Source organism: Variovorax sp. DXTD-1, from assembly GCF_003984625.1.
Lineage (GTDB): Bacteria > Pseudomonadota > Gammaproteobacteria > Burkholderiales > Burkholderiaceae_C > Variovorax.
In genome coordinates this window covers 38,046-61,045 of sequence record NZ_RWKH01000027.1, presented here as the reverse complement: position 1 = coordinate 61,045, position 23,000 = coordinate 38,046, and the positions used below count along the sequence as shown (strand labels likewise).

The window sequence follows — 23,000 nt, the reverse complement described above, 5'->3', positions numbered from 1 at the left end:
CGCTCAAGACGCCAGCTCTTCGCCCTCGAAGCGCACCGTGAAGCGCGCGCCCGGCGGTTGCCGGCCCGGATGTGCGTCTTCGAGCTTGACCTGCGCATGGTGCTGGTTGGCAATCTCCCGCACGATCGGCAAGCCCAGCCCGGAGCCGTCGGCCTCGTTGCCGAGCACGCGGTAGAACGGCTCGAACACCAGCTCGCGATCGGATTCCGCAATGCCCGGGCCGTTGTCTTCCACCTGCAGCAGCACCACATGCCCGAAAGGGTCGGCCAGTACGCGCGCGGTGATCACGCCCGGCCGCTCAGGGGTCGACGGCGTGTAGTTGATGGCGTTGTCGACCAGGTTGCGCACCAGTTCCTTCAGCAAGGTCGGGTTGCCTTCGAGCACCACGCCCGGCGCGCCCGCTTCGGCGCCGTCGTAGCCCAGGTCGATGCGCTTCTCGATGGCACGCGGCACGGCTTCGCGCACCACTTCAATGGTGAGCCGGGCCAGGTCGCAGGGCTGGCGGCCCGTGCCGGCACCGGTGCTTTCGGCGCGCGCGAGCGAGAGCAGCTGGTTCACTGTGTGCGTGGCGCGCACGCTGGCGCGGCCGATCTGCTTGAGCGACTGCTTGAGCTCGTCGGCGTTGGCGCCTTCACGCTGCGCCAGATCGGCCTGCATGCGCAGGCCCGCGAGCGGCGTCTTGAGCTGGTGCGCGGCGTCGGCAAGAAAGCGCTTTTGCGTGTGGATCGAGTCGTTGAGCTTGTCGAGCAGTTCGTTGACCGAAGACACCAGCGGCACCACCTCGAGTGGCACCGACGATTCGTCGAGCGGACTCAAGTCGCCCGGGCGGCGCTCGCGAATGCGCGCCTCCACCACCGACAGCGGCTTGATGCCGCGCACCAGCGCCAGCCAGATCAGCAGCACCGCGAGCGGCAGGATCGCGAATTGCGGCAGCAGCACGCCCTTGATGATTTCGATGGCCAGCACCGACTGCTTCTCGCGCGTCTCGGCCACCTGCAGCAGCGCGGGCGCCGAGTCGTCGTCGTCATTGGCCAGCCAGAGCGAGGCCACCCGCACCGGCTTGCCGCGCATTTCGCCGTTGCGCAGCGTGACCACGCCCGGTACCGGGGGCTCGTCCATGTTGGGATGCGGCACGTCGGACTCGCCGCTCAGCAGCTTGCCGTGGCTGTCGAGCAGCTGGTAGTACACGCGGTCGGCGTCGTCGGCCCGCAAGATTTCGCGCGCCGGCTGCGGCAGCACGAACTGCGTCTGGCCCTGCTGTACCGTGACGAGCCGCGCCAGCGTCTGCACGTTGTATTCGAGCGCGCGGTCGAAGGGCGCGTTGGCAATGCCCTGGGCCACCAGCCACGTGACGCCGATGCTCACCGGCACCAGCAGCAGCAGCGGCGTGAGCATCCAGTCGAGGATTTCGCCGAACAGGGAGCGCTGCGCGCGCTGGAACAGTTTCAAGGCTTACGGCCTCCGAAGCCGCGGGGCAAGCCCGCGTGTCATTGCTGGATTTTTTCGAGGCAGTAGCCGAGGCCGCGAACCGTGGCGATGCGCACCGGCCCCTTCTCGATCTTCTTGCGCAGGCGGTGGATGTACACCTCGATCGCGTTCAGGCTCACTTCCTCGCCCCATTCGCACAGGCGCTCCACCAGCTGATCCTTGCTGACCAGGCGGCCGGCGCGCTGCAGCAGCACCTCGAGCAGGCCGAGTTCGCGCGCCGAGAGCTCGACCATCTTGCCGTCGATGGTCGCCACCCGGCCGGCCTGGTCGTACACCAGCGGGCCGTGCCGGATGGTGTTGCTGGTGGCGCCCATGCCGCGCCGCGTGAGCGCCCGCACGCGCGCTTCGAGCTCTTGCAGGCTGAAGGGCTTGGCCATGTAGTCGTCGGCGCCGTGGTCCAGGCCCTTGACGCGTTCTTCCACGCTGTCGGCCGCGGTGAGCACCAGCACCGGCAATTGCGAGCCGCGTGCGCGCAGGCGCTTGAGGATCTCGATGCCGTGCAGGCTGGGCAGCCCGAGGTCGAGAATCAGCAGGTCGAATTCGCTGTGCGTCATGAGCGCGGTGTCGGCCTGCGAACCGTTGGCCACGTGGTCGACCGCCGCGCCCGAGGTGCGCAGGCTGCGCAGCAGGGCATCGGCCAGCACCTGGTCGTCTTCGGCAATCAGAATCCGCATGAGCCACCTCCGGCCGGTTCGGGCGCCGCGCCGGCGCCGTTCACATTTGTCTCTCCCAGCCGAGTCTAGCCCGCTGTGTACGCTTCCAGACCGATGGTTATCACGGTGGCGACGTCGTTGCCGACGCTGGCGCGGAACTCGCGCTCGGCCTGTGTGACGGCGCCGCGAAAGGCGTCGAGCCATGCCAGTCCGTCGGCGGTGAAAAGCACGCGCCGCGCCCGCGCATCGAACGGGTCGGGCCCTCGTGTGACCAGGCCCCAGGCTTCGCACTGGTCCACCAGCGCGCCCATCGCCTGCTTGGTCATGCCGGCGCGCTCGGCCAGCTCGGTCAGGCGCGAACCCTCTCGTGCCAGGTGCCGCGTGATGTGGATGTGCGCGGCGCTCACCTGGGCGCGGGCGGCCAGGTTCGACAGCGCCAGCGGCACATCGATGTCGTGCGCCATGAGTTCGAGCACGCGCTCGTCGAAGCGGCGCATCGCGTGGCCCAGCAGGCGGCCCAGATGGGTTTGCCGCCAGGCATCGGGATCGGTCGGAAAAGCGGTTTCGGCCATTCGCCAAATGGTAAATCAAACTGACCAAAAAATAGGTTTACTCAAACCAATGAGCCCCTACACTACTGTTCAAGCATCCAGCCTGTGATTAAAGGCAGATGGATGGCAGTCACACACAAACCGTTGATTTTCAAGGAGATTTCCACATGGACGCAGTCGTCAAGGGCGCAAGCATCTCGGTCGCCAACAGTGAAAAGGCCAAGGCCCTGCAGGCCGCGCTGGCCCAGATCGAAAAGCAGTTCGGCAAGGGCACGATCATGCGGCTCGGCGAAGGCGAAGCGCTCGAAGACATCCAGGTGGTCTCCACCGGCTCGCTGGGCCTGGACATCGCGCTGGGCGTCGGCGGCCTGCCGCGCGGCCGCGTCATCGAAATCTACGGCCCGGAATCGTCGGGCAAGACCACGCTCACCTTGCAGGTCATCGCCGCCATGCAGAAGCAGGCCGGCACCTGCGCTTTCGTCGACGCCGAACATGCGCTCGACGTGCAGTACGCCCAGAAGCTCGGCGTGAACCTGTCCGACCTGCTGATCAGCCAGCCCGACACCGGCGAGCAGGCGCTCGAAATCGTCGATTCGCTGGTGCGCTCGGGTGCCGTGGACCTGATCGTGGTCGACTCGGTCGCCGCGCTCACCCCCAAGGCCGAAATCGAAGGCGAAATGGGCGACTCGCTGCCGGGCCTGCAGGCCCGCCTGATGAGCCAGGCGCTGCGCAAGCTCACCGCCACCATCAAGAAGACCAACTGCATGGTCATCTTCATCAACCAGATCCGCATGAAGATCGGCGTGATGTTCGGCTCGCCCGAAACCACCACCGGCGGCAATGCGCTGAAGTTCTACGCCTCGGTGCGACTGGACATCCGCCGCATCGGCACCATCAAGAAGGGCGACGAGGCCATCGGCAACGAAACCAAGGTCAAGGTGGTGAAGAACAAGGTGTCGCCTCCGTTCAAGACGGCCGAGTTCGACATCCTGTTCGGCGAAGGCATCAGCCGCGAAGGCGAGATCATCGACATGGGCGTGACCGCCAAGATCCTCGACAAGTCGGGTGCCTGGTACGCCTACAACGGCGAAAAGATCGGCCAGGGCCGCGACAACGCCCGCGAGTTCCTGCGCGAGAACCCCGAGCTGTCGCGCGAAATCGAGAACAAGGTGCGCGAGTCGCTGGGCATTCCGCTGCTGGCGGCCGATGCCGACACCCCGGGCGCCGAAAAGGCCGAGAAGCCTGCGAAGGCAGCCAAGGCCGAGAAGGCCGACAAGGGCGAGTAAGCAAGGTACGGCGCGGCCTCTCGCGGGGCCGCGCGAGCGACCACCAGGCATGGCATTCGGTGCCCCCTCCCTCAAAGGCCGCGCATTGCGGCTCCTGAGCCAGCGCGAGCATTCGCGTGCGGAACTGGAGCGCAAGCTGGCCAGGCATGAAGAAGAGCCCGGCACGCTGGCCCGCGTGCTCGACGAACTGGCCGCCAAGGACTTCATCAGCGAGCCGCGCGTGGTGGCCTCGGTGCTGAACCAGCGCGCCGCCCGCTCGGGCGCATTGCGGGTGCGCCAGGAGCTGCAGGCCAAGGGCATTGCGCCCGAGGCCATCGCAGAAGCGGTGGCCAGCCTGCAAGACACCGAAGTAGAGCGCGCCACGGCCTTGTGGCGCCGCCGTTTCGACGCACCGCCCGCCGATGCGAAGGAGCGGGCCAAGCAGATGCGCTTTCTGATGGCGCGCGGCTTTTCTGGCGCGGTGGTGGCGAAGGTGCTCCGGAGCGATTTCGACGAAGACTGACCGGGCGCGTGCTCCGGCCTGCCAGGGGAGGCTCAGCAGAGGGCGCTCAGAGCGCCAGCATCAGCTTCAGGTTCTGCACCGCGGCGCCGCTGGCGCCCTTGCCCAGGTTGTCCAGGCGTGCAATCACCACCGCGTGTCGGTGGTCTTCGTTCGGGAACACGCGAATCTCGAGCTGGTTGGTGTCGTTGAGCGCCAGCGCGTCGAGCTTGCCGTTGTCGGTGGGCGGCAGCACCTTCACGAACTGCTCGGGCGTGTTGCTCCTGGCGTAGTGCGCGGCAATGGCGTCGTGCAGGTCGCCGGCCTTCGGCTTGCCGGGCAGCAGGTCGAGGTGCAGCGGCAGCTGCACGAGCATGCCCTGTTTGAAGTTGCCCACCGAAGGAATGAAGACGGGCCGGCGGGTGAGGCCGGTGTATTTCATGATTTCAGGAATGTGCTTGTGCTTGAGGCCGAGCGCATAGGTTTCGAAAAGCGGCGCCTTGTCGCCCTCGTATTCTTCGATCATGGCCCGTCCGCCACCCGAATAGCCGCTGACCGAGGGCAGCGAAACCGGGAAGTCGGCCGGCAGCAGGCCCGCATCGACCAGCGGGCGCACGATGGCGATGGCGCCCGTGGCATAGCAGCCCGGGTTGCCGACGCGGTCGGCCGCGGCCACGGCCTGCCAGTGGCCTTCCACCAGTTCAGGAAAACCGAACACCCAGCCCGGCGCCACGCGGTGCGCGGTGGAGGCGTCGATGATCTTGGGCTTCTTGCCCGGCAGCTGGTCGATCAGCGCGACCGATTCGCGAGCCGCGTCGTCGTGCAGGCATAGCACCACCAGGTCGACGCCGGCCATCAGCTCGCGCTTGGCGTTCACGTCTTTTCGCAGCTCGGGCGCAATGCTCACGAGTTCGATTTGCGGCATCGTCTGGAGCCGCTCGCGAATTTGCAAGCCGGTGGTACCGGCTTCGCCGTCGATGAAAACCTTGGCCATATCGGAGTATCCGTGGGGTCGCTAGAAGAAAGTACGTATTGACCGCAAGGTCACGTCGAGTATTGGTGCGCCGCACCATGATACAGTCCGCGGTTGTTCGCCGCCCCCAGCCGTCAGGTTGCCGTCGCCCGCGAACAACAGAGCCAAAGACGCCTCAGACCCCAGATCTCCCGTTCTCAACTTCCTCCTTCCGAGAGACAACCCTCATGAAGATTCACGAGTACCAAGGCAAGGAAATTCTTGCCAAGTTCGGCGTGCCGGTGCCGCGCGGCATTCCGGCCTACACGGTTCAGGAGGCGGTCGAGGCCGCCCAGAAACTTGGAGGCCCGGTCTGGGTCGTCAAGGCCCAGATTCACGCGGGTGGCCGCGGCAAGGGCGGCGGCGTCAAGGTCGCCAAGTCCATCGAAGACGTCAAGAAGCTCGCCGGCGAAATCCTCGGCATGCAGCTCAAGACCCACCAGACCGGCCCCGAAGGCCAGAAGGTGCGCCGCCTCTACATCGAAGATGGCGCCGACATCAACAAGGAATACTACGTTTCGGCCGTGACCGACCGCGCCACGCAGAAGATCGCGTTCATCGCGTCGAGCGAAGGCGGCATGGACATCGAGGAAGTGGCCCACTCCACGCCCGAGAAGATCATCACGGTCTACGCCGACCCCAAGGAAGGCCTGACCGACGCGCAAGCCAAGGAAATTGCCGACGGCATCGGCATGCCGGCCGACTCGACCGCGCAAACGGTCGACATCCTGAAGAAGCTCTACACCTGCTACATGGAAACGGACGCCTCGCTGGTCGAGATCAACCCGCTCAACCGTGACAGCAAGGGCAACGTCATGGCGCTGGACGCCAAGTTCAACTTCGACAGCAACGCGCTGTTCCGCCACCCCGAAATCGTGGCCCTGCGCGACCTCGACGAAGAAGACGCGGCCGAAGTCGAAGCCTCCAAGTTCGACCTGGCTTACATCTCGCTGGACGGCAACATCGGCTGCCTGGTGAACGGTGCCGGCCTGGCCATGGCCACCATGGACACCATCAAGCTGTTCGGCGGCGAGCCGGCCAACTTCCTGGACGTGGGCGGCGGCGCCACCCCCGAGAAGGTCACCGAAGCCTTCAAGATCATGCTGAAGAACAAGAATGTCGAGGCCATCCTCGTCAACATCTTCGGCGGCATCATGAAGTGCGACACCATCGCCACCGGCGTGATCGCAGCCTGCAAGGCCGTGAACCTGCAAGTGCCGCTGGTCGTGCGCATGAAGGGCACCAACGAAGTCGAAGGCAAGAAGCTGCTGGCCGAATCGGGCCTGCCGATCATCAGCGCCGACACCATGGCGGAAGCGGCCCAGAAGGTCGTGGCAGCAGTAGCGAAGTGACTTTGCGGGACAGACCGCAGGCCGCGCAGCGGACCAGCTCTGTCCCCAACTGATTAGGAAACACCATGTCGATCTACATCAACAAAGACACCAGAGTCATCACGCAAGGCATTACCGGCAAGACCGGTCAGTTCCACACCGAGAAGTGCCAGGAATACGCGAACGGCAAGAACGCCTTCGTGGCGGGCGTGAACCCCAAGAAGGCCGGCGAGTCGATCTTCAACATCCCGATCTTCGGTTCGGTGAAGGAAGCCGCTTCGCAAACCGGCGCCACCGTGTCGGTGATCTACGTGCCGCCGGCAGGCGCGGCCGCCGCCATCTGGGAAGCCGTCGAGGCCGATCTGGACCTGGCGATCTGCATCACCGAAGGCATCCCGGTTCGCGACATGCTCGAAGTGCGCAACAAGATGAAGGCCAAGGAAGCGGCCGGCGGCAAGAAGACCTTGCTGCTGGGCCCGAACTGCCCCGGCTTGATCACGCCCGACGAAATCAAGATCGGCATCATGCCCGGCCACATTCACCGCAAGGGCCGCATCGGCGTGGTCTCGCGCTCGGGCACGCTCACGTATGAAGCCGTGGCGCAACTGACCGAAATCGGCCTCGGCCAGTCATCGGCAGTGGGCATCGGCGGCGACCCGATCAACGGCCTGAAGCACATCGACGTAATGAAGGCTTTCAACGACGATCCGGACACCGACGCGGTCATCATGATCGGCGAAATCGGCGGCCCCGACGAAGCCGACGCGGCCCGCTGGTGCAAGGAGCACATGAAGAAGCCGGTGGTCGGCTTCATCGCCGGTGTTACCGCTCCTCCCGGCAAGCGCATGGGCCACGCCGGCGCGCTGATCTCGGGCGGTGCCGACACGGCCGATGCCAAGCTCGCCATCATGGAAGAGTGCGGCTTCACCGTGACGCGCAACTTCTCGGAGCTGGCAAAGCTGCTCAAGGCACAGCTCTAAACCGCAGCAGACCTTCTCTCTGCGCACCACGCAAAAAGAAAAAAGCGCCCGCAAACCCTGCGGGCGCTTTTTTCACTACAACACAGTGGAAAAGAGACATGGAACTCCTTCAAAGCACCGATTTCTGGATCGGCCTGGTCAAGATTGTCTGGATCAACATCATTCTTTCGGGTGACAACGCCGTGGTGATTGCCATGGCTGCCCGTTCTCTGCCGCCCGCGCAGCAGCAAAAGGCCGTGCTGTTCGGCTCGGGCGCGGCCGTGGTGCTGCGCATCGTGCTGACCATCGTCGCGGCCAGGCTGCTGGCGCTGCCGTACCTGCAGATCGTCGGCGGCCTGCTGCTGCTGTGGATCGGCCTGCAGCTCCTGGGCGAAGAAGAAGAGGATGACGGCGAGGCCAAGGAATACGGCAGCATGCTGGCGGCCGTACGCACCATCCTGCTGGCCGACCTGGTCATGAGCCTGGACAACGTCATTGCCGTGGCGGCTGCCGCGCAAGGCAGCATGGTGCTGCTGGTGCTCGGCCTCGCAATCAGCATTCCGCTGGTGATTTTTGGCAGTACGCTCATGATCAAGCTCATGGAACGTTTTCCGATCATCGTCATGCTGGGTGCCGCCCTGATCGGCTGGGTCGGCGGTGAAACCATTGCAAGCGACGTTTCGCTGCATGGCGTGCTCGCGGCCAACCCCTGGCAGCACTATGCGGCAGCGGCCGCCGGTGCGTTCTTTGTCGTGGCCGCCGGCCGCTTTCTGCAGCAGCGCGCCCGCGCCGAGGCCGGGCACTGAATGCCGCGCGCCCACGCTTGTACACAATGGTGAGCGTCGGCGCGTCCTTCTTTTCCAATCGGCCCCCCCTGTCCTGGGAGTTTGCCGTGCTCACCGACGTGGGGCGCGCGCGTGCCCACAACGAAGACGACCTCCATGTCGATCCGGCGCTCGGCCTTGCCGTGCTGGCCGACGGCATGGGCGGCTACAAGGGCGGCGAAGTGGCCAGCGCCATGGCGGTATCTCTGGTGCACGCCAGCTTTGCCCGCTGGTCCGCGCAAGCCGGGCCCCAGGCGCCCGCGCGGGTGATCCGGCGCGCCTTGCAGGCCGCCACCGACGAAGCCAATTCGGCCATTCTCGAAGCCGGCATTGCCAACGAGGAGCTGCAGGGCATGGGAACGACCCTGGTGCTGGCGGCTTTCCGGCCCCAGCGCGTGCTGGTGGGCCACATCGGCGATTCGCGCTGCTACAGGCTGCGCAACAACAAGCTCGAACAGCTCACGCGCGACCATTCGCTGCGCCAGCAGCAGCTCGACGCGGGCGCGATCACCGCCGAGGAGGCGCTGCATTCGCCTCACCGAAACCTGGTGACGCGAGCGGTCGGCGTCGAGGCACAAGTCGTGCTTGAAATGCACGAACACACCGCAAGGCCCGACGACCTGTATATGCTGTGCTCCGACGGACTCAGTGAAATGATCTCGGATGCGCAGCTTTTCACGCTTTTGAACCACGATGTCGAGCTCCAGCAGAAAGCAGCACTTTTGGTTGCAGTTGCAAACGACAATGGCGGACGGGATAACATTTCCGTTGTCCTGGCAAAAGCGCGCGTCGGCGATGCGCCTGCTGCCGCCTAGTCCCAGGCCCGAGCGATCGCCCGTCGTTGCGCCTGCCACCAACCAATTCTGTAGATCGGGGAGTCGGCAATGCCGAAAATGATCATTTCGATCGATGGCGTTGTCATCGAACAAGTGGCGCTCGCCAAGGACCGCACCACGCTGGGACGGCGCGCCTACAACGACATCGTCATCGACAACCTGGCGGTCAGCGGCGAGCATGCTGTGCTGCACATGCGCGGCGGCGAGGTCGAAATTGAAGATCTCAACAGCACCAACGGCACCTACGTCAATGCGCTCGTCGTCCAGAAGCAGGTGCTCAAGGACAGCGACGTCATCGAGCTCGGCGGCTGCCGCATTCACTTTCGCGCCCGCAACAACCTGGAGTCCGGCGCGGGCGCGGCGCACAACGCTTCGGACGATTTTTCGTCCCCCATTCCCCTTTCGTCCGCACCGACCGAAGCCGGTGCGCTGGTCGAACTGGGTGTTCCGGTGCTGCGCGAACTCTCGGACACCGGCGGCGGCCAGGATCTGCCGCTGCAGAAGGTTGTCACCACCATCGGCAAGCCCGGCGTTGCCGTGGCGGTTGTCACTCGTCGGCGCCAAGGCTATGTGGCGGCCAGCGTCATGGGCGAGGTCAAGCTCAACGGCAATCCCCTCGGTACCGACGCCGTCGGATTGCAGGAACGCGACGTGCTGGAACTCGGCGGCGCCACGCGCATGCAGTTCGTGCGGGTCTGAGCTCAAAGCCCGCGTAGCGCCGACGCCATGAATGCGCTCCGGCGGCATTGGCCACGCATCGTCATTACCCTGCTGCCGGTTCTGCTGGCCCTGGCGCATGCCACCGGCGCCTGGCGCCTGAGCGTGCTCGACCACCTCGACCACCTGATATACGACACCCGCCTGCGCGTCACCATGCCGGGCACGCTCGACCCCCGTATCGTGATCGTGGACGTGGACGACGCCAGCCTGGCGCGGCAGGGGCAATGGCCCTGGGCGCGCGACAAGCTGGCCCGGCTGACAAGGGAACTCACAGGGCGCCAGCAAGTGGCGGTACTGGGCTTCGACGTGATGTTCGTCGAGCCGGACCGAAGCTCCGGCCTCGACAAGCTGCGGCAGTTGGCACGCGGGCCCTTGCGCGAGATGCCGGGCCTTGCCGGCGAAATCGAACGCCTGGCGCCATCGCTCGACAATGACGCCATCTTTGCCAAGGCCATGGAAGGCCAGCCCATAGCGCTCGGCTACTACTTCACGAGAACCGAAAAGCCCGGCGCCAAGGGCCAGTTGCCGGCGGCTGCGCTGTTGCCGCCCGAGGCCTTTCCGGCGGGCCATGGCTACACCACGGAGTGGAACGGCTTCGGCGCCAACCTGCCTGTGCTGGCAGCTGCCGCGCCCGCATCGGGTTTTCTCAACACGCTGGTCACGTCGAGCGACGATGGCGTGATTCGCACCGTGCCGCTCATCGCCCGCTATGAAGGCGACAAGGGCCAGCCCGGGTATTACGAATCGCTCGGGCTCGCCGTCTACAGGCTCGCCAACGGCTCGCCGCCGGTTCTGCCGGCCTTTGCGCCAGGTGGCGCCATGCCGCGCCTTCAATCGCTGATCGTGGGCGGCCTGCGCCTGCCGGTCGATCCAACCGCCAGCATGCAGGTTCCGTTTCGCGGCCCGGGCGGCGCGGACGGTGGCTCGTTCCGCTACGTGCGAGCCGGCGACGTGCTCGAGGGCCGGCTCGCGCCCGGCGAGCTAAAGGACCGCATCGTGCTCGTGGGCGCCACCGCGCCCGGCCTGCAAGACCTGCGCGCCACCCCCGTGGGCGCTGCGTTTCCCGGTGTCGAGGTGCATGCCAACGTGGTGTCGGCCATGCTCGACCGCCGCCTGCTTGCGGTGCCCGACTACGCGCCCGGCTACGAAGTGCTGAACGTGCTGGCCGTGGGCCTCGTGCTGGCGCTGGGCCTCACGCTCCTGCCGGCGCCGCGCGCCGTCGTGCTGGGCATCGTCACCGTTGCCGTGCTGATCGCCGTGAACGCGTGGCTCTACCAGAACCACAGCCTCGTGCTTCCGCTGGCGTCTGCGCTGGCCATGGCGGCGCTGGCCTTCGTCTTCAACATGGGCTGGGGCTACTTCATCGAGGCCCGCGCGCGCCGCGGCCTGGCGCGGCTTTTCGGCACCTACGTGCCGCCCGAACTCGTCGATGAAATGCTCGTGACCCCCGACCGCTACAGCATGCGCGCCGAGAGCAAGAACATGACCGTCATGTTCTGCGACATGCGCGAGTTCACCCGCCTTTCGGAGCAGATGACTCCGGCCGAGCTGCAGGCCTTTCTCAACACCCTGTTCAACCGGCTCACCAGCGTGATCAGCGCGCACCGCGGCACCGTCGACAAATACATGGGCGACTGCGTCATGGCCTTCTGGGGCGCGCCCATCGACACCCCTGACCACGCCACCCTTGCCGTGCGCGCCGCGCTCGAAATGGCCGAAGCCGTGTGCGACATCAACAAGCTTCACGTTGCCGAGGGGCGCCCCCAGATCAGCGTGGGCATCGGCATCAACAGCGGCGTGATGAGCGTCGGCGACATGGGTTCGGCGGCGCGACGCAGCTACACCGTCGTGGGCGATGCGGTCAACCTCGCTGCCCGGCTCGAAGGGCTGAGCGCGCACTACGGCGTGGAGATCGTCGCCAGCGGCGCCACCCGCGAGCTCGCGCCCGGCTTTCTCTGGCAAGAGCTCGACAGCGTGCTCGTCAAAGGCAAGGCCCAGGCCATTACCGTGTTCACTCCGCTCGCACCCGACGCAGCGCCCCAAACCGCCGCCGCGCAACAGCAAGCCGAGCAACTGCACCGCTGGGCCGGCGTTCTGGACGCCTACCGCCGCCAGGACTGGGCCGCCGGCCGAAACTTGCTGGACCCACTGCTCGCCGCGGATGCCAAAAAAGTCCTTTACCAGCTCTACGCCCAGCGATTAGCCTCCATGGCATTGCGGCCTTACGACCCTGAATGGGACGGCGCAACCCGGTTCGAAACCAAATGACGACAGGCACAAGCAGGGGGTCTTTCACAATGCAGGTTCGCGTGCTGGGTTGCTCGGGCGGCATTGCCAGGGACTGCCGCACCACGTCGTTCCTGGTCGATACCGACCTGCTCGTCGATGCGGGCACCGGCGTGGGCGACCTCACGCTCGACGAAATGGCCGCCATCGACGACGTAGTGCTTACGCACTGCCACCTCGATCACGTTGCCGCGCTCCCCCTCATGCTCGACGCCGTCGGTGCCCGCCGCAGCCGCCCCGTGCGCGTGCACGCCTTGCGCTCCACCATCGAGGCGCTGCGCGCCCATGTGTTCAACAACGTCATCTGGCCCGACTTCGAGACCATTCCGAGCCCGCAGGCGCCGTTTGTGAGCTTCCATGACATCACGGTCGGCCAAGTCCTGCATCTTGGCAGCGCAAGCCCCAAGCGCATCGAGGTTCTCCCCGCCGTTCACACCGTGCCCGCCTGCGGCTTTGCCATTTGCCGCGCCGAGGGCGGTGCCAACTGGGTTTTTACCGGCGACACCGAACGCAACGCTCCCTTCTGGGACCGCGTCAACGCGTTGGACGTGGCCATGCTCGTCATCGAAACCGCCTTCAGCAACCGCGAGCAGGCACTGGCCGAACGCAGCCTGCACTTGTCGCCGCATGTGCTGGCCGACGAGCTGGCGCACATCGATCCGGGCAAGCAGTACCCGATCTACATCACCCACACCAAGCCGGCGGAAACTGAAGAAATCATGAGCCAGATTCAGCTGCTGGCCGGGCAGGTGGCAGGGTTGGCGCAGCGGGATATCCGGTGGTTGAAGGCGAATGGGGTGCTGACTTTTTGAGCCGCCGGAGGGGTTGGCATGACAAATTTGTCACGCTTCTCAGCCTTTACAAACGATTTGTGTCACTCGATGTAACTTGTGTACGGCTGAAGTGACGGGTTTCGTCGGCGGAAGGCCCGAAACGGGGTGGCACGGATGCTGCGGTAGGTACTCCGCTCCGGGCTTGGTTCCCGGGCTGTACAAACCAACCTGGAGTTTTTTAAATGAACCGTCGTTCTATCGCACGCAACGTGCAAAAGGGTTTCACCCTTATCGAACTGATGATCGTTGTGGCGATCATTGGTATCTTGGCTGCTATCGCAATTCCCCAGTACCAGACGTACGTGGCGAAGTCGCAAGTGTCTCGTATCGTTTCGGAAACAGGCTCGCAGAAAACCGCCGTCGAAGACTGCCTCAACAACGGCCAAACGACGCCTGGCGCCGCCACTGACGCCACGCATTGCGGTGGCACTGCAACGGCTTCCAACTTGCTGAGCAACACCGGCAACACCATGAACGGCACGAAGCCCGCGACGGCTACCGACGGCGGCGTGCCCCTCCTGACCATCGACACCACCAGCGCCACTGCGGTTGCAGTTCTGCAGTCGACGATCGGCACCTCGGCATCGGCCGCGATCCAAACCAAGACGGTTACCTGGACCCGCGACAACGCTGGTAGCTGGAAGTGCGTCACGACCGCTGATGCCAAGTACGCCCCTGCCGGCTGCCCTGGCGCCTAATCAGACGGTTCACAAACAGAAGCCGCCTTCGGGCGGCTTTTTTACGTCTATTGGCAAGGCCCAACGGAGAGTTAGGTTTGCTGCCTAGCTTCTGAGGAGCCGGCTGATGGGCGGCAGCCCATGTCATATGGGCAATGCAACTCACGTTCTCCACTATCCAAGTGGGAAGTTAGATTTCGCAGTTAGACGGAACTGCCATAGATCCAGGTTGGATAATTCAGTATGTTGATGCAACTACGCGATCCTGCGCGAAGATTTCCACGAAAGTTTGCATGCGGTGTTTGGTGGCACGCGAACTGCAATTGATTCTCCTAACCAAGGAGAAAGCATGAAGAAGGCTCAAGAAAAAGATCAAGGCTTCACGTTGATCGAATTGATGATCGTGGTAGCCGTGATCGGTGTGCTGGCAAGTATCGCGTTGCCCCAATATCAGACCTATATCTCCCGCGCTCAAGTAACTCGTGTCATGTCGGAGGTTGGCGCATTGAGAACAGCTGTCGAGACTTGCGTCGTGGAAGGGCGTACAAGCGTGGGAGCAGGCAATTTGCAATGCGACCCAGGGGCCACTGGCTCCTCGCTCATGACCATGCCTGCAGCTAACGGCGCCGCTCCTACATTAGGAGAACTTCCGGCGGGTACTGGCGTGCCAGCTGTGACTTTTCCCGCCGTCGGCGATCAGACCGCCGTCATGACGGCCACCTTTGGCAATGCGGCTGCAGCCGTGCTTGCAGGCCAGACACTAACTTGGCAGCGCAGCGCAACGGGAAATTGGACGTGTTCCAGCAGCGTGCCTGCGACGTTCAAATCGTCGCAGTGCTCATAGCATCGAAACTGATCGCGCAAGCAGTTGATGGATGCTCTCAAATGAGCATTCAGTTGGGTTGACGAACTCTTCGATGCTGCGCCATTTGCCATCGCATGGGTAGCAAATCTGATTGAAAGCGCGCGGTGCGCCTCGCTGGTAGGAATGGCAGTCCAATACAGTTCGGATTGCTCAAAGCCGCGATTGGATAGCAGGCTGCGTGCCGCCTATCACCCGGTATACGTGAACGGGGTCACCGTTTTCCGGTCCATCCTTGCTTTTCGTATACGGATGGGAAGCCTTCATCAGTTCGGGCACCAAGCCTCATAAAAAAGCGCCGCGCAGATGTACTCTGGCAGCGCTTTCAGAAGCAGGTCTGGCACCGGCGTGGGTGCCTCGCCGATTCACTCAATCAATCCGCCGTAGGCACTTCCCGCCAGTTCACCAGCCGCAGCCCGCTACCGGCCGGAGGGTTGAACCCGATCTTGTCCAGGTTGCCGCGCACATCTCCCGAGATCAGCCGCACCTTGCCATCCACGCCCACAAACTTGAGGTCGGTAATCGCGGTGGTTGACTGCACGAATGCAGCGCCGCTGGCCAGGGCCGTGCGGCCGCTGTTGTAGTCGATGGCGTAGATCCGGCTCTGGCCCGACGGGCTGCAGGCATCGCCGCTGGTCAGCAGCGACGAGAACGCCACGATGCCGTTGAAGGCGACCGGGCTCGCCACCATGCGCAGGCCGATGCTGCCTTCCGTGCCCAGGTCGAGGTACCAGCCGCGCGAATCGGCGGGAACGACGGTGCCGCTCACGAGATTGGTGACAGCGGTGAGTTCGCTGCGCGTCACCGGCATGGTGCTGTCGGCCGGCTTGAAGGCGGTATCGGTTCCGTCGATCACGGCATAGAAGCTCTGCGTTGCGGCGGAGTTGATGTCGCTCGCATCGAGCAACTGGCCGGTGCCAACCATCACGTAGCGCTTGCGCGTGGTGGGGTGAATCTGCACCAGGGGACGCGAGGTGATGGGCTGGGCCACCGGGGTGGTTGCGCCATCGGTGAAGAGCGCGATCTTGGCCGGTGCCGGGTAGGCCGTGGTCGTGCCCGCGGGCGCGGTCACGTCGAAGCGCCACAGTTGTCCGTTGAGGTCGCCGACGTAAATTGCGTCAGCCGTGCCGTCTGTCAGGTCAGTGATGAAGGCGGTGGCATGGGTCAAGCCGTTGGCCGTGGCACCGGTGCTTACCTTCTGCAGCAGTGCACCGGTTTCCGGATGCACGAAGTAGAGGTAACCGTTGCGATTGGTGTTGTCGTTGTGATAGCCGGAGGTCAGCACCACCACCCAGCCGTAGCGCTTGGTCTTGAGAACCAACGGTGCGCCGTAGCTGAAGCCCATGTCCGTATCGGTGAACTCCCACAGCACCTTGCTTGCCAGGACGGTTTCGTCGGTGATCGCCGCGGGATCGGTCACGTCAAGGGCGTAGAAGCTCTTGCCGCCCTTGCCAAGGCCGCCGACCAGCAGCGAGCGCCAGTCGGAGCCGGTGGCCGCGAAGGTGCCGCCGGCGCGGTCGAAGTCCACGTCGACCACCTCGGGCGTCGCATCGACGTAGTACTTGTGCAGGTAGTTCGGATTGCCGAGTTGGGCCAGGCCGTCCGCAGCAGGCGTGGCCGGCGTGCTCGGGCCGTTGAAGAGCGCGCTCGGCACGTAGGCGAACTGCTCGCGGCCGGCATCGGTGCCGGTGAGTTCACCGCGGAAGGCATGCAGCATGCCGTCGTTCGCGGCGGCGTAGACCATGGTCGGGCGCGTGGCCTTGGCCGTCTTGAAGGCAGCGTAGCCGCGGTTCACCGCGTCGGAGTAGGCCGAGGCGGGCGGGCCCACCGGCTTCACCTTCGAGTTGACGATGTCTCCCAGCAGCTTGCTGCGAAGCCGGTAGGGCTTGGTTCCGTCGCTTGCCGTCTTCTCCTGGCTGCGGTCGCCGCGCAGGTAGTTCAGGTAGTTGGCGCTGTCGTCGCCGGTTACGTAGGGCGTGTCGAGCGCAGTGGCCTGGCTGCCGGTTCCGGTGGTGAGATTGCCGATTCGGAAGGCCACGCCCGTCGTGCCATTCCAGGTGGCAATGCGCCGGTCGGTGTTCCAGCCGGTGCCCCCGAACTGCGTCGCGAGCGTGCTGGTGCTGTTCCATGCCGCCGTGAGCGAAGGCGTACCGTCGGTGGCAAAGCTGATGCTGCTTGCGCTCACCACGCCGGTCCAGTCCTGCGCGTCGTACTGCGAGGCATATGAAGCCGAACCGGTGGCCGAGACCTCCAGGGCCGAGAGCGAGAACGAGGTGGTGTACGCCTGAATGGCGTTCACGATGCGCTCGAAGGCTTGCGTCAGGCCTCTCACCAGTGTGTCGGGCTGGCCCGCGGCAAAGTAGTTGTCGGGCCGCGGCTGTGTCAGGTTGGCGGCACGCGCGTCGGTCAGCGTTTCGCCGCTGGTCGACCACCAGTCCAGCGGAATGGTGCCGGCGAAGGTGTAGGGGTCGAAGTCGGCGGGCAGCTTCTTGGTGTCCAGCCCGCCGAATTTGGCAGCAAGATAGAACTGGTTGTTGAACTGGAAGGGCTGCTCCAGCACGTCGACCCAGTAGGTGCTGACCGTCTGCTTGCCGATGGTGTTGGCCCGCCCAGCCACATCAGGACGGATGTCCTTGGTGTTGGAGTCGAACGCAAGACCGGCAATATAGGCGGAGTTGTTTCGGCCGCTGTAATCATTGGAATTGCCGAGGTTGCCCAAGCCCTGCAGTGCGCCGACGCGGTTGGTGGCCGTGACCGCGTTGACGGTGTTGTCGTTCGCCACCTCGGTCTGCATGGTGGGCTCGCGGGTGCGGTAGGTGGTGTTGCCGGCCACGTTCTTGTCGACGTGGGTGTAGATGTCGCCAATGCCCAGCACGAAGTTGCGCTGGCAGGAGTACTGGATCGGGTCGCCCCAGTTGGTGATCACGGGGAAGCCGTCGACCCAACTGGTCTTCGTCGCGGCGTTGGCAGCGCCCATCGAGCTCCAGGCTTCGACGTTGCCGAGGTTCTTGTAATACCGGATGACCGCGTAGTACAGCTCGCTCACCGGGTCGTAGTTCTTGTAGTCGCCCGGAAGGATCTGGCCGAACTTGTTCAGGTAGTTCATCACACCGCTGTCCGCGATGCTCACGCCGGTCGCCGTCGCGGTCGCGGTCGCGTCCTCCGCATCGGGGTTGCGGATGAAGGTGCCGTCGGTCTCGCTCCACTCCTTGTTCGCGTTGGCTGCGGGCGCCTGGCCGGGGGTCGGAGCCGTCGGCCCGACGAACTTCTGCCGGGCGCGCAGCACGCCGCCGTCGCGCTGGTCGCTGCTGTCGTTCAGATAGCCGAAGGCGCTGAAACGCATCTTGTCGGCGTACTTCTGGATCAACCCTTCGGGCTTGTAATTGGCGCCGTAGGCCTTGCAGTTGGCTTCGAGTCCGCCGGCCGCCGTCGAGGGGTCGCACACCTTCACGCGCATGGTGTAGTCATGGTCCACCCGCCCCGCGTTCGAGAACGGGACGAAGGTGTTGTTCGAGGAGGGCGTGCGCCAGTGAAACTGCATCACCGCGCCGCCGCCCTTTTCGTAGTAATCGATCCGCACGCTGAACGTCTGGCCGGCGGTGAGCCTGATGGTTTCGGAGTCGTCGGTGGTCGCGCCGTGGTCGGTCCAGTTGTTGATCCGCCGATTGCTGTTGGTGAAGTTTTGACCGCCGTCGCCGCTGGTATTGACCCAGAGCCGCACGCCGTCGTCGCTGATGGTGCGGAAGACGTAGTCGCCGGTCTCGGGTGCGGTGTAGGTGCCGAGGAACCGCGCCGAGAAGTTGTCGACGTTCACGCCATTCACGGGAGCGGCGTTGACCCAGTCGTGGTTGGCGGTGTCCTCGGTGACGGTGGCGATTGCCGCGCCGTCGAGAGTGATGTTGTTGAAATACCGCGCCGTCATCGTGCGGCCACCCGTGCCGCCGGTGGTGGTCACGCGCATCTTGAAGCCGCGGTTGGTGATGCTCGTTGCCAGCGCAGTGGCACTATTGAACGGCGTGGCGCCTGCGATGGCGGCGGCCGGAAGCGTGCGATCCGGGAAGAGGCCGCGGTCGCCGTGCCAGGCTTTCTCCAGGATGGTGGAGGTGGCGGTGTCGACCACGCGCCGCCCCCCAGTCATGGCCCAGCGGAAGGGGTCGATGGCGGCGGTGGAGGCCCAGTTCAGGAAGTTCCCGCTCCACTTGTCGTTGTTGTCACCAGTGCAGGTGCGGTTGGTAGCGGCGCCCGCCGGATAGAAGTAGCTGGAATCACCCTTGTCTGTGGTGCTGACGCCGTTTGCCGTGGCGTCGACCTGGTACAGGTAGCACTTGGCCGGATCGAAGTAGCCCAGGTAGTTGGTGTCGCTGGAGTAATTGCCGACGTGGGCCGTGCGCGATGCCGTGGGCCATTCCACCGAAAGCGCCAACGCCAGGTTGCCAGGAACCTCAGATGTGGAGAACACAGGCTGGTTGGCCAGCGGAATCGCGGAAGCGACCATCGGGCTGCCGAGCGCCAGGCCGAGGCCGGTGGCGATGGTCGCGCGGCACGCCGCGTGAACGGACGAACGAATTCTTTTTTTCATGATTCGCCTGTGCCCTATTCGGGCTTGGTGAAGGAGGCTTGCAGAAACACCTGCGTGTCGCGCGGACCGTCGACGCGAACCGACACGCGGTAGATGGGCGGGCTGGGAACGGACGGGCCGGGCGTGGCCAGCTGGCTCTGGTCGCCACCCGGCGTTTCGGTTTTCGACGGCGTGTACACGCAGCCGCTTTTGCCTATGCTCGCGAAAGTGCCCGTGGCATTGCACATGCGGTCAATCACGTAGCGCACGGTGGAACCGCCGCTGCCCGAGATTGGGGTGCCGGTTGGCCTGAAGGTGTTACCCAGCACATCGGGACCGTTCAGGTCGGTCTTCTTGAGCAGCACCTCCGGAATGCCCTGGGCATTGGTAGCGAGCTGGACCGCGCTGTAGTTCGCCGCGGCCACGTTGTTCGAAGTCGCCCCCGTCGCGGCGAGCGCCCCGCTGGCATTGAACTCCCGCATCGCCTTGGCGATCGCGAGTTCGCCCTGATTCACCAAGTCGCGCTTGAACGCGAGGTTGCCGGCCCCGGCCAGCGATGTGTCCATCGAGCGCATGACCGCTACGCCGCCCGCGAGCAGCACCACCAGGATGATCAGGCAGAAAAGCAGAACCACGCCGCGCTCTCGCGCCGGGCCGTGCATCTTGGAAAGTGTCTTCATGAGGTAGGCAGCAACAGCAAGTTGCGAAGCGGGATGGTTGTGTCGATGACGCGGTGGCGGTACCTCCGGTCCTCGGTCGCGATGGTCAGCGTGCGATGGCGATCCGTCGGGAGGTCGCTGAAGATGGCCAGGTCGCCCGTCATGACGGGTTCCTTCTCCAGCAGGCTGCTTTTCATGACCAGCACCACACGAGCTGCCACGATGTGGCGTATGACCTCGGGTTCATCCATGAGGGTGCCGATGGCGTAGTCGCCTGAGCCAGGGTCGATCCATGCATCGGCGGTGCCGTTTTTATCTGTATCGACGCCATACACCGCGTACAGCGCGACAACGCCGTCGGCCAGCGCCGTCATGGCCGATGCATCGGTGCCCTCGTCGGCACCCGAGCCGGCTGCCCGGAGCAGGTCGTAGGCAACGAGCGTGCGATTGGCGTTCACGCCGACCAGCTGGAACTGCAGGTTGTTGGCGGCCACATTCCCGAGCGGCGTGAAGAGCGAAGTGCCGTCCGCCGCGAGCGTGGCAAGCGAGGTGGTGGCGCCGCTTGAGGTGAAGTAGCGCCCACCCAGCCCCAGCACTTCATTGCCGGCCGTGGCCAGTTCCGCGTTCGTGGAGCTGACCTGCTCGAGCAGGCAGTCCTCGACGCCCTCTTTGCTCACGATGCCGATGTCGCCGTTGCGCAGGCCGATGGTGTTGTCCAGCCGCAGGTTGCTGTTGTCGGGAAAGCCGGAGCGGATGCGACGCGGCACGTCTCCCGCCGCCGCGTTGCCGCCCATGACCACGAGGGTGTCCGAGGCGCCGGCGGCGCCCTTGGCAATCAGGAACGGTGCGAGCCGCAGGTTGCCCGCGGCGGCCGCCCCGGAGCCGCCGAGCAGCGTATCGAACGGCGCCGGAAACGCGGACGTGGTGCGCGGCAGGATCGTGGTGGCCGTGCCGCCGATAAGGCGCGAGGCGCTCAACTTGCAGCCGAACAGCCCGCGCGTGCCGGTCTGTGCAAAGCCGGAGCCCGCGCTTCGCAGCAGGCGGTCGATCATGTAGGCGGCATACGAGCCGCTCTGGTTCATGTCGTTGGTCGACGTGGTGCTGCGCTTGTGCGCCTCGCCAACGGTGACGGCGCTGGTCACGGCAAGCACCACGACCAGGCCGATGACCATGGCCACCAGCAGTTCGATCAGCGTCAGGCCGTGCTGCGCGGCGCGGACGATGGGATTGGAGCGGGTGTTCATGGCGAGGGCGGTAGCGTGACGCGCGTGGTGAGGCGGCTGGGCTCATCGGTTGCGCGTTGAGGGGGGCGCCAGGTAATAACAATGTCGGCGGTATTGGTCGTGGCATCCGAAGTGATCGCGACGTTGGCATCGGGCAGGCCACCGGCCTGTGGATTTCTGGCGCGGGCGGTCCAGGTCGCAGCGTTGAGGGACACCGTTCGGGTGGTCCACATGGTGGCCGCAATGTCATTGGCGATCAGGGCAGCGCGGTTGCGGTCCTCCGCATCGATCGACAGGTTGATCGCGCGCGCCTGAAGACCGATCAGGCCAAGCACGCCCAGCGAGAAGAGCAGCACGGAAATAAGGACTTCGAGCAGTGCAACGCCGGCATGGCCGCGTCGGGAAGAGTTGGCGGGGCGTTTCATGGCGCGGCGGCGGGGCAGCCGTCCGGTTGGCTGTCTGAAAGGGTTCTGGCGGGGTCGCACAGGCGGACTTGCCCACCCAGGGCGACGGTCACTCGCAGAGGGCGATCGCCTTCGACAACATCACTCATTTGAATGTCGTACGAATAGCCGGCCGCCGACGGCGGGTCACAAACAGCGCCGGTCACGCCCGGCGAGGGATTTGGGACAAGGCGCCCGAGCGAGTTGAAGCAGATTGACTTTGGTCCGGAGATCGTGACATTGGAGCCGACGTCTCGAAGGATGCCGGCCTCCACGAATGCGCTGGTTTCAGCGGTCATCAACGTCACGGTGTTGACGGCCCAGTTGCTGCCATTGGCCACGGCCGTATAGGTGCTACTCGTGGGCTTGTCGTTGGTCAGCGAGAAGACAACCTGCCGGCTGCGGCGCGTGGCTTCCGTTTGCGCGAGGCGCAGGCCGTTCTGCAGCGAATCGGTGACAGTACGGATCTTGTTGTTCCGGACCCACCCGATCATCGAAGGCGTGGCGAGGGCGGCAAGGATCGCCATGATCGCGACGGTGACGATCAGCTCGACCAGGGTGAAACCTCGCTGGCCCCGCTGCATCAGCACGCCTGCCCCTTTTTCACGATCCAGGAGGACGTGCAGTCGTTAAGCCAGCCCGACCATGCATCAGGCATCTCGAGCGTCGCACGCACGTTTGATTCGGTGATGGTGTAGATGGCGCCATTGGCGGGGCCACTTCCGGTTGCTCTGAGCGTGTAGGTCGTGCCAGTGGGCGCGCCGGGGGCGGCACACGTCACAACAAAATTGCCGAACGTACGCTTGCCGGCCGAAACACCGGCGTCGCACGGCGCTAGCACCGTCGACGACATGTTTTCGTAGGTCCGGTTATCCTGGAAATAGCGCTCCATATCGGCACGCACGGTCGCCAGGCCATTGGTGCCGTCCACCACATAGCCGCGCCGCACGTAGTCCTGGTAGCTGGGGATGGCAATGGCCGCCAGCACACCGATGATGACCACGGTGATCATGATTTCGATCAGCGTGAAGCCGCGTGAACCGCGTCGATCTCTCAGGGGTTGACGCGGAACCGAATGTTGTTTCATTGACACCTTTCGCGCTCGGCCACACCTTCTGTAAGGCGCTGAGCAACAGTTGCAGACAGTTGTCAAAGAATGTCTCTAATTGTGTTTTTTTGCAAAACCGCTCGTCTCCCGTTCGCTGCCATTCGTCGGCCCGGGCGGTCGGCACAATCGGCGGAATGACTTCCCACGTAGCGCCCGTCGAGGCCGCCGCCCTTCCGTCGAAAGCAGTGGGCACCTTGAAGGCCGGTCTGGTCG

The 23,000-nt window shown here is 64.7% G+C and carries 21 protein-coding genes; 11 read left to right on the top strand and 10 right to left on the bottom strand.

The window, feature by feature from the left end; genetic code table 11:
- Positions 1-3: 3 nt before the first annotated feature.
- The 3 genes from EJI00_RS22035 to EJI00_RS22025 form a co-directional block, all read right to left on the bottom strand.
- Positions 4-1,449 carry a sensor histidine kinase gene (locus EJI00_RS22035; RefSeq protein ID WP_126749613.1) on the bottom strand — a complete coding sequence of 482 codons (1,446 nt, stop codon included), beginning with the start codon at positions 1,447-1,449 and terminating at the stop codon, positions 4-6.
- Between the two features lie 38 nt (positions 1,450-1,487).
- Positions 1,488-2,162, bottom strand: a complete 675-nt coding sequence (locus EJI00_RS22030) for a response regulator transcription factor (RefSeq protein ID WP_126749612.1) — start codon at positions 2,160-2,162, stop codon at positions 1,488-1,490.
- A 65-nt stretch (positions 2,163-2,227) separates the two neighbouring features.
- Positions 2,228-2,713: a MarR family winged helix-turn-helix transcriptional regulator gene (locus EJI00_RS22025; protein WP_126749611.1), complete on the bottom strand. Its 486-nt coding sequence runs from the start codon at positions 2,711-2,713 to the stop codon at positions 2,228-2,230.
- Between the two features lie 146 nt (positions 2,714-2,859).
- On the opposite strand from EJI00_RS22025, the gene recA reads away from it, so the two are divergent.
- Together recA and recX are read left to right on the top strand one after the other, a co-directional pair.
- Complete coding sequence (gene recA, locus EJI00_RS22020; RefSeq protein ID WP_126749610.1) at positions 2,860-3,978, top strand: recombinase RecA; 1,119 nt, start codon at positions 2,860-2,862, stop codon at positions 3,976-3,978.
- A 49-nt stretch (positions 3,979-4,027) separates the two neighbouring features.
- Positions 4,028-4,480 (top strand): recombination regulator RecX, encoded by a 453-nt coding sequence (recX, locus tag EJI00_RS22015; RefSeq protein WP_126749609.1) that lies wholly within the window; start codon positions 4,028-4,030, stop codon positions 4,478-4,480.
- Positions 4,481-4,526: 46 nt separating this feature from the next.
- Here the strand turns inward: recX and argC are convergent, their stop codons facing one another.
- Entirely contained in the window at positions 4,527-5,450 is a 924-nt protein-coding gene (gene argC / locus EJI00_RS22010) for an N-acetyl-gamma-glutamyl-phosphate reductase (RefSeq protein ID WP_126749608.1), read from the bottom strand.
- A gap of 206 nt (positions 5,451-5,656) precedes the next feature.
- Here argC and sucC point away from each other — a divergent pair, with 206 nt between their 5' ends.
- The 9 genes from sucC (at position 5,657) to EJI00_RS21965 (ending at position 14,778) form a co-directional block, all read left to right on the top strand.
- Entirely contained in the window at positions 5,657-6,820 is a 1,164-nt protein-coding gene (sucC, locus tag EJI00_RS22005) for an ADP-forming succinate--CoA ligase subunit beta (RefSeq protein WP_126749607.1), read from the top strand.
- 65 nt (positions 6,821-6,885) lie between these two features.
- Positions 6,886-7,779, top strand: coding sequence for a succinate--CoA ligase subunit alpha (sucD, locus tag EJI00_RS22000; protein ID WP_126749606.1), 894 nt, complete (start codon positions 6,886-6,888; stop codon positions 7,777-7,779).
- Positions 7,780-7,877: 98 nt separating this feature from the next.
- A complete protein-coding gene (locus tag EJI00_RS21995; protein ID WP_126749605.1) occupies positions 7,878-8,564 on the top strand; it encodes a TerC family protein in 687 nt (228 codons plus the stop codon).
- Positions 8,565-8,590: 26 nt separating this feature from the next.
- Positions 8,591-9,397, top strand: coding sequence for a Stp1/IreP family PP2C-type Ser/Thr phosphatase (locus EJI00_RS21990; protein WP_126749604.1), 807 nt, complete (start codon positions 8,591-8,593; stop codon positions 9,395-9,397).
- 69 nt (positions 9,398-9,466) lie between these two features.
- On the top strand, positions 9,467-10,117 hold the full coding sequence (locus tag EJI00_RS21985) for an FHA domain-containing protein (RefSeq protein ID WP_126749603.1): 651 nt from the start codon (positions 9,467-9,469) through the stop codon (positions 10,115-10,117).
- Positions 10,118-10,144: 27 nt separating this feature from the next.
- Entirely contained in the window at positions 10,145-12,406 is a 2,262-nt protein-coding gene (locus EJI00_RS21980) for a CHASE2 domain-containing protein (protein ID WP_126749602.1), read from the top strand.
- Between the two features lie 29 nt (positions 12,407-12,435).
- Positions 12,436-13,236 (top strand): 3',5'-cyclic-nucleotide phosphodiesterase, encoded by an 801-nt coding sequence (locus EJI00_RS21975; RefSeq protein ID WP_126749601.1) that lies wholly within the window; start codon positions 12,436-12,438, stop codon positions 13,234-13,236.
- A gap of 203 nt (positions 13,237-13,439) precedes the next feature.
- Positions 13,440-13,955, top strand: coding sequence for a pilin (locus tag EJI00_RS21970; RefSeq protein WP_126749600.1), 516 nt, complete (start codon positions 13,440-13,442; stop codon positions 13,953-13,955).
- Between the two features lie 328 nt (positions 13,956-14,283).
- A complete protein-coding gene (locus tag EJI00_RS21965; protein WP_126749599.1) occupies positions 14,284-14,778 on the top strand; it encodes a pilin in 495 nt (164 codons plus the stop codon).
- Positions 14,779-15,169: 391 nt separating this feature from the next.
- On the opposite strand, the gene EJI00_RS21960 is transcribed toward EJI00_RS21965, so the two are convergent.
- The 6 genes from EJI00_RS21960 to EJI00_RS21935 are packed head-to-tail and all read right to left on the bottom strand — an operon-like array spanning position 15,170 to position 22,766.
- Positions 15,170-19,375 (bottom strand): PilC/PilY family type IV pilus protein, encoded by a 4,206-nt coding sequence (locus tag EJI00_RS21960; protein ID WP_126749598.1) that lies wholly within the window; start codon positions 19,373-19,375, stop codon positions 15,170-15,172.
- Positions 19,376-19,389: 14 nt separating this feature from the next.
- A complete protein-coding gene (locus EJI00_RS21955) occupies positions 19,390-20,034 on the bottom strand; it encodes a hypothetical protein (protein WP_126749597.1) in 645 nt (214 codons plus the stop codon).
- Positions 20,031-21,257 (bottom strand): PilW family protein, encoded by a 1,227-nt coding sequence (locus EJI00_RS21950; protein ID WP_126749630.1) that lies wholly within the window; start codon positions 21,255-21,257, stop codon positions 20,031-20,033. Before EJI00_RS21950 ends, EJI00_RS21955 begins: the two co-directional genes overlap by 4 nt.
- The gene (locus EJI00_RS21945; RefSeq protein WP_126749596.1) at positions 21,254-21,661 is read right to left on the bottom strand and encodes a fimbrial assembly protein; all 408 of its coding nucleotides are present in this window, start codon (positions 21,659-21,661) and stop codon (positions 21,254-21,256) included. Before EJI00_RS21945 ends, EJI00_RS21950 begins: the two co-directional genes overlap by 4 nt.
- Positions 21,658-22,263, bottom strand: a complete 606-nt coding sequence (locus EJI00_RS21940; protein ID WP_126749629.1) for a Tfp pilus assembly protein FimT/FimU — start codon at positions 22,261-22,263, stop codon at positions 21,658-21,660. The genes EJI00_RS21945 and EJI00_RS21940 overlap by 4 nt, the downstream gene beginning before the upstream one ends.
- The gene (locus EJI00_RS21935; RefSeq protein WP_126749595.1) at positions 22,263-22,766 is read right to left on the bottom strand and encodes a type IV pilin protein; all 504 of its coding nucleotides are present in this window, start codon (positions 22,764-22,766) and stop codon (positions 22,263-22,265) included. Before EJI00_RS21935 ends, EJI00_RS21940 begins: the two co-directional genes overlap by 1 nt.
- Positions 22,767-23,000: the final 234 nt, after the last annotated feature.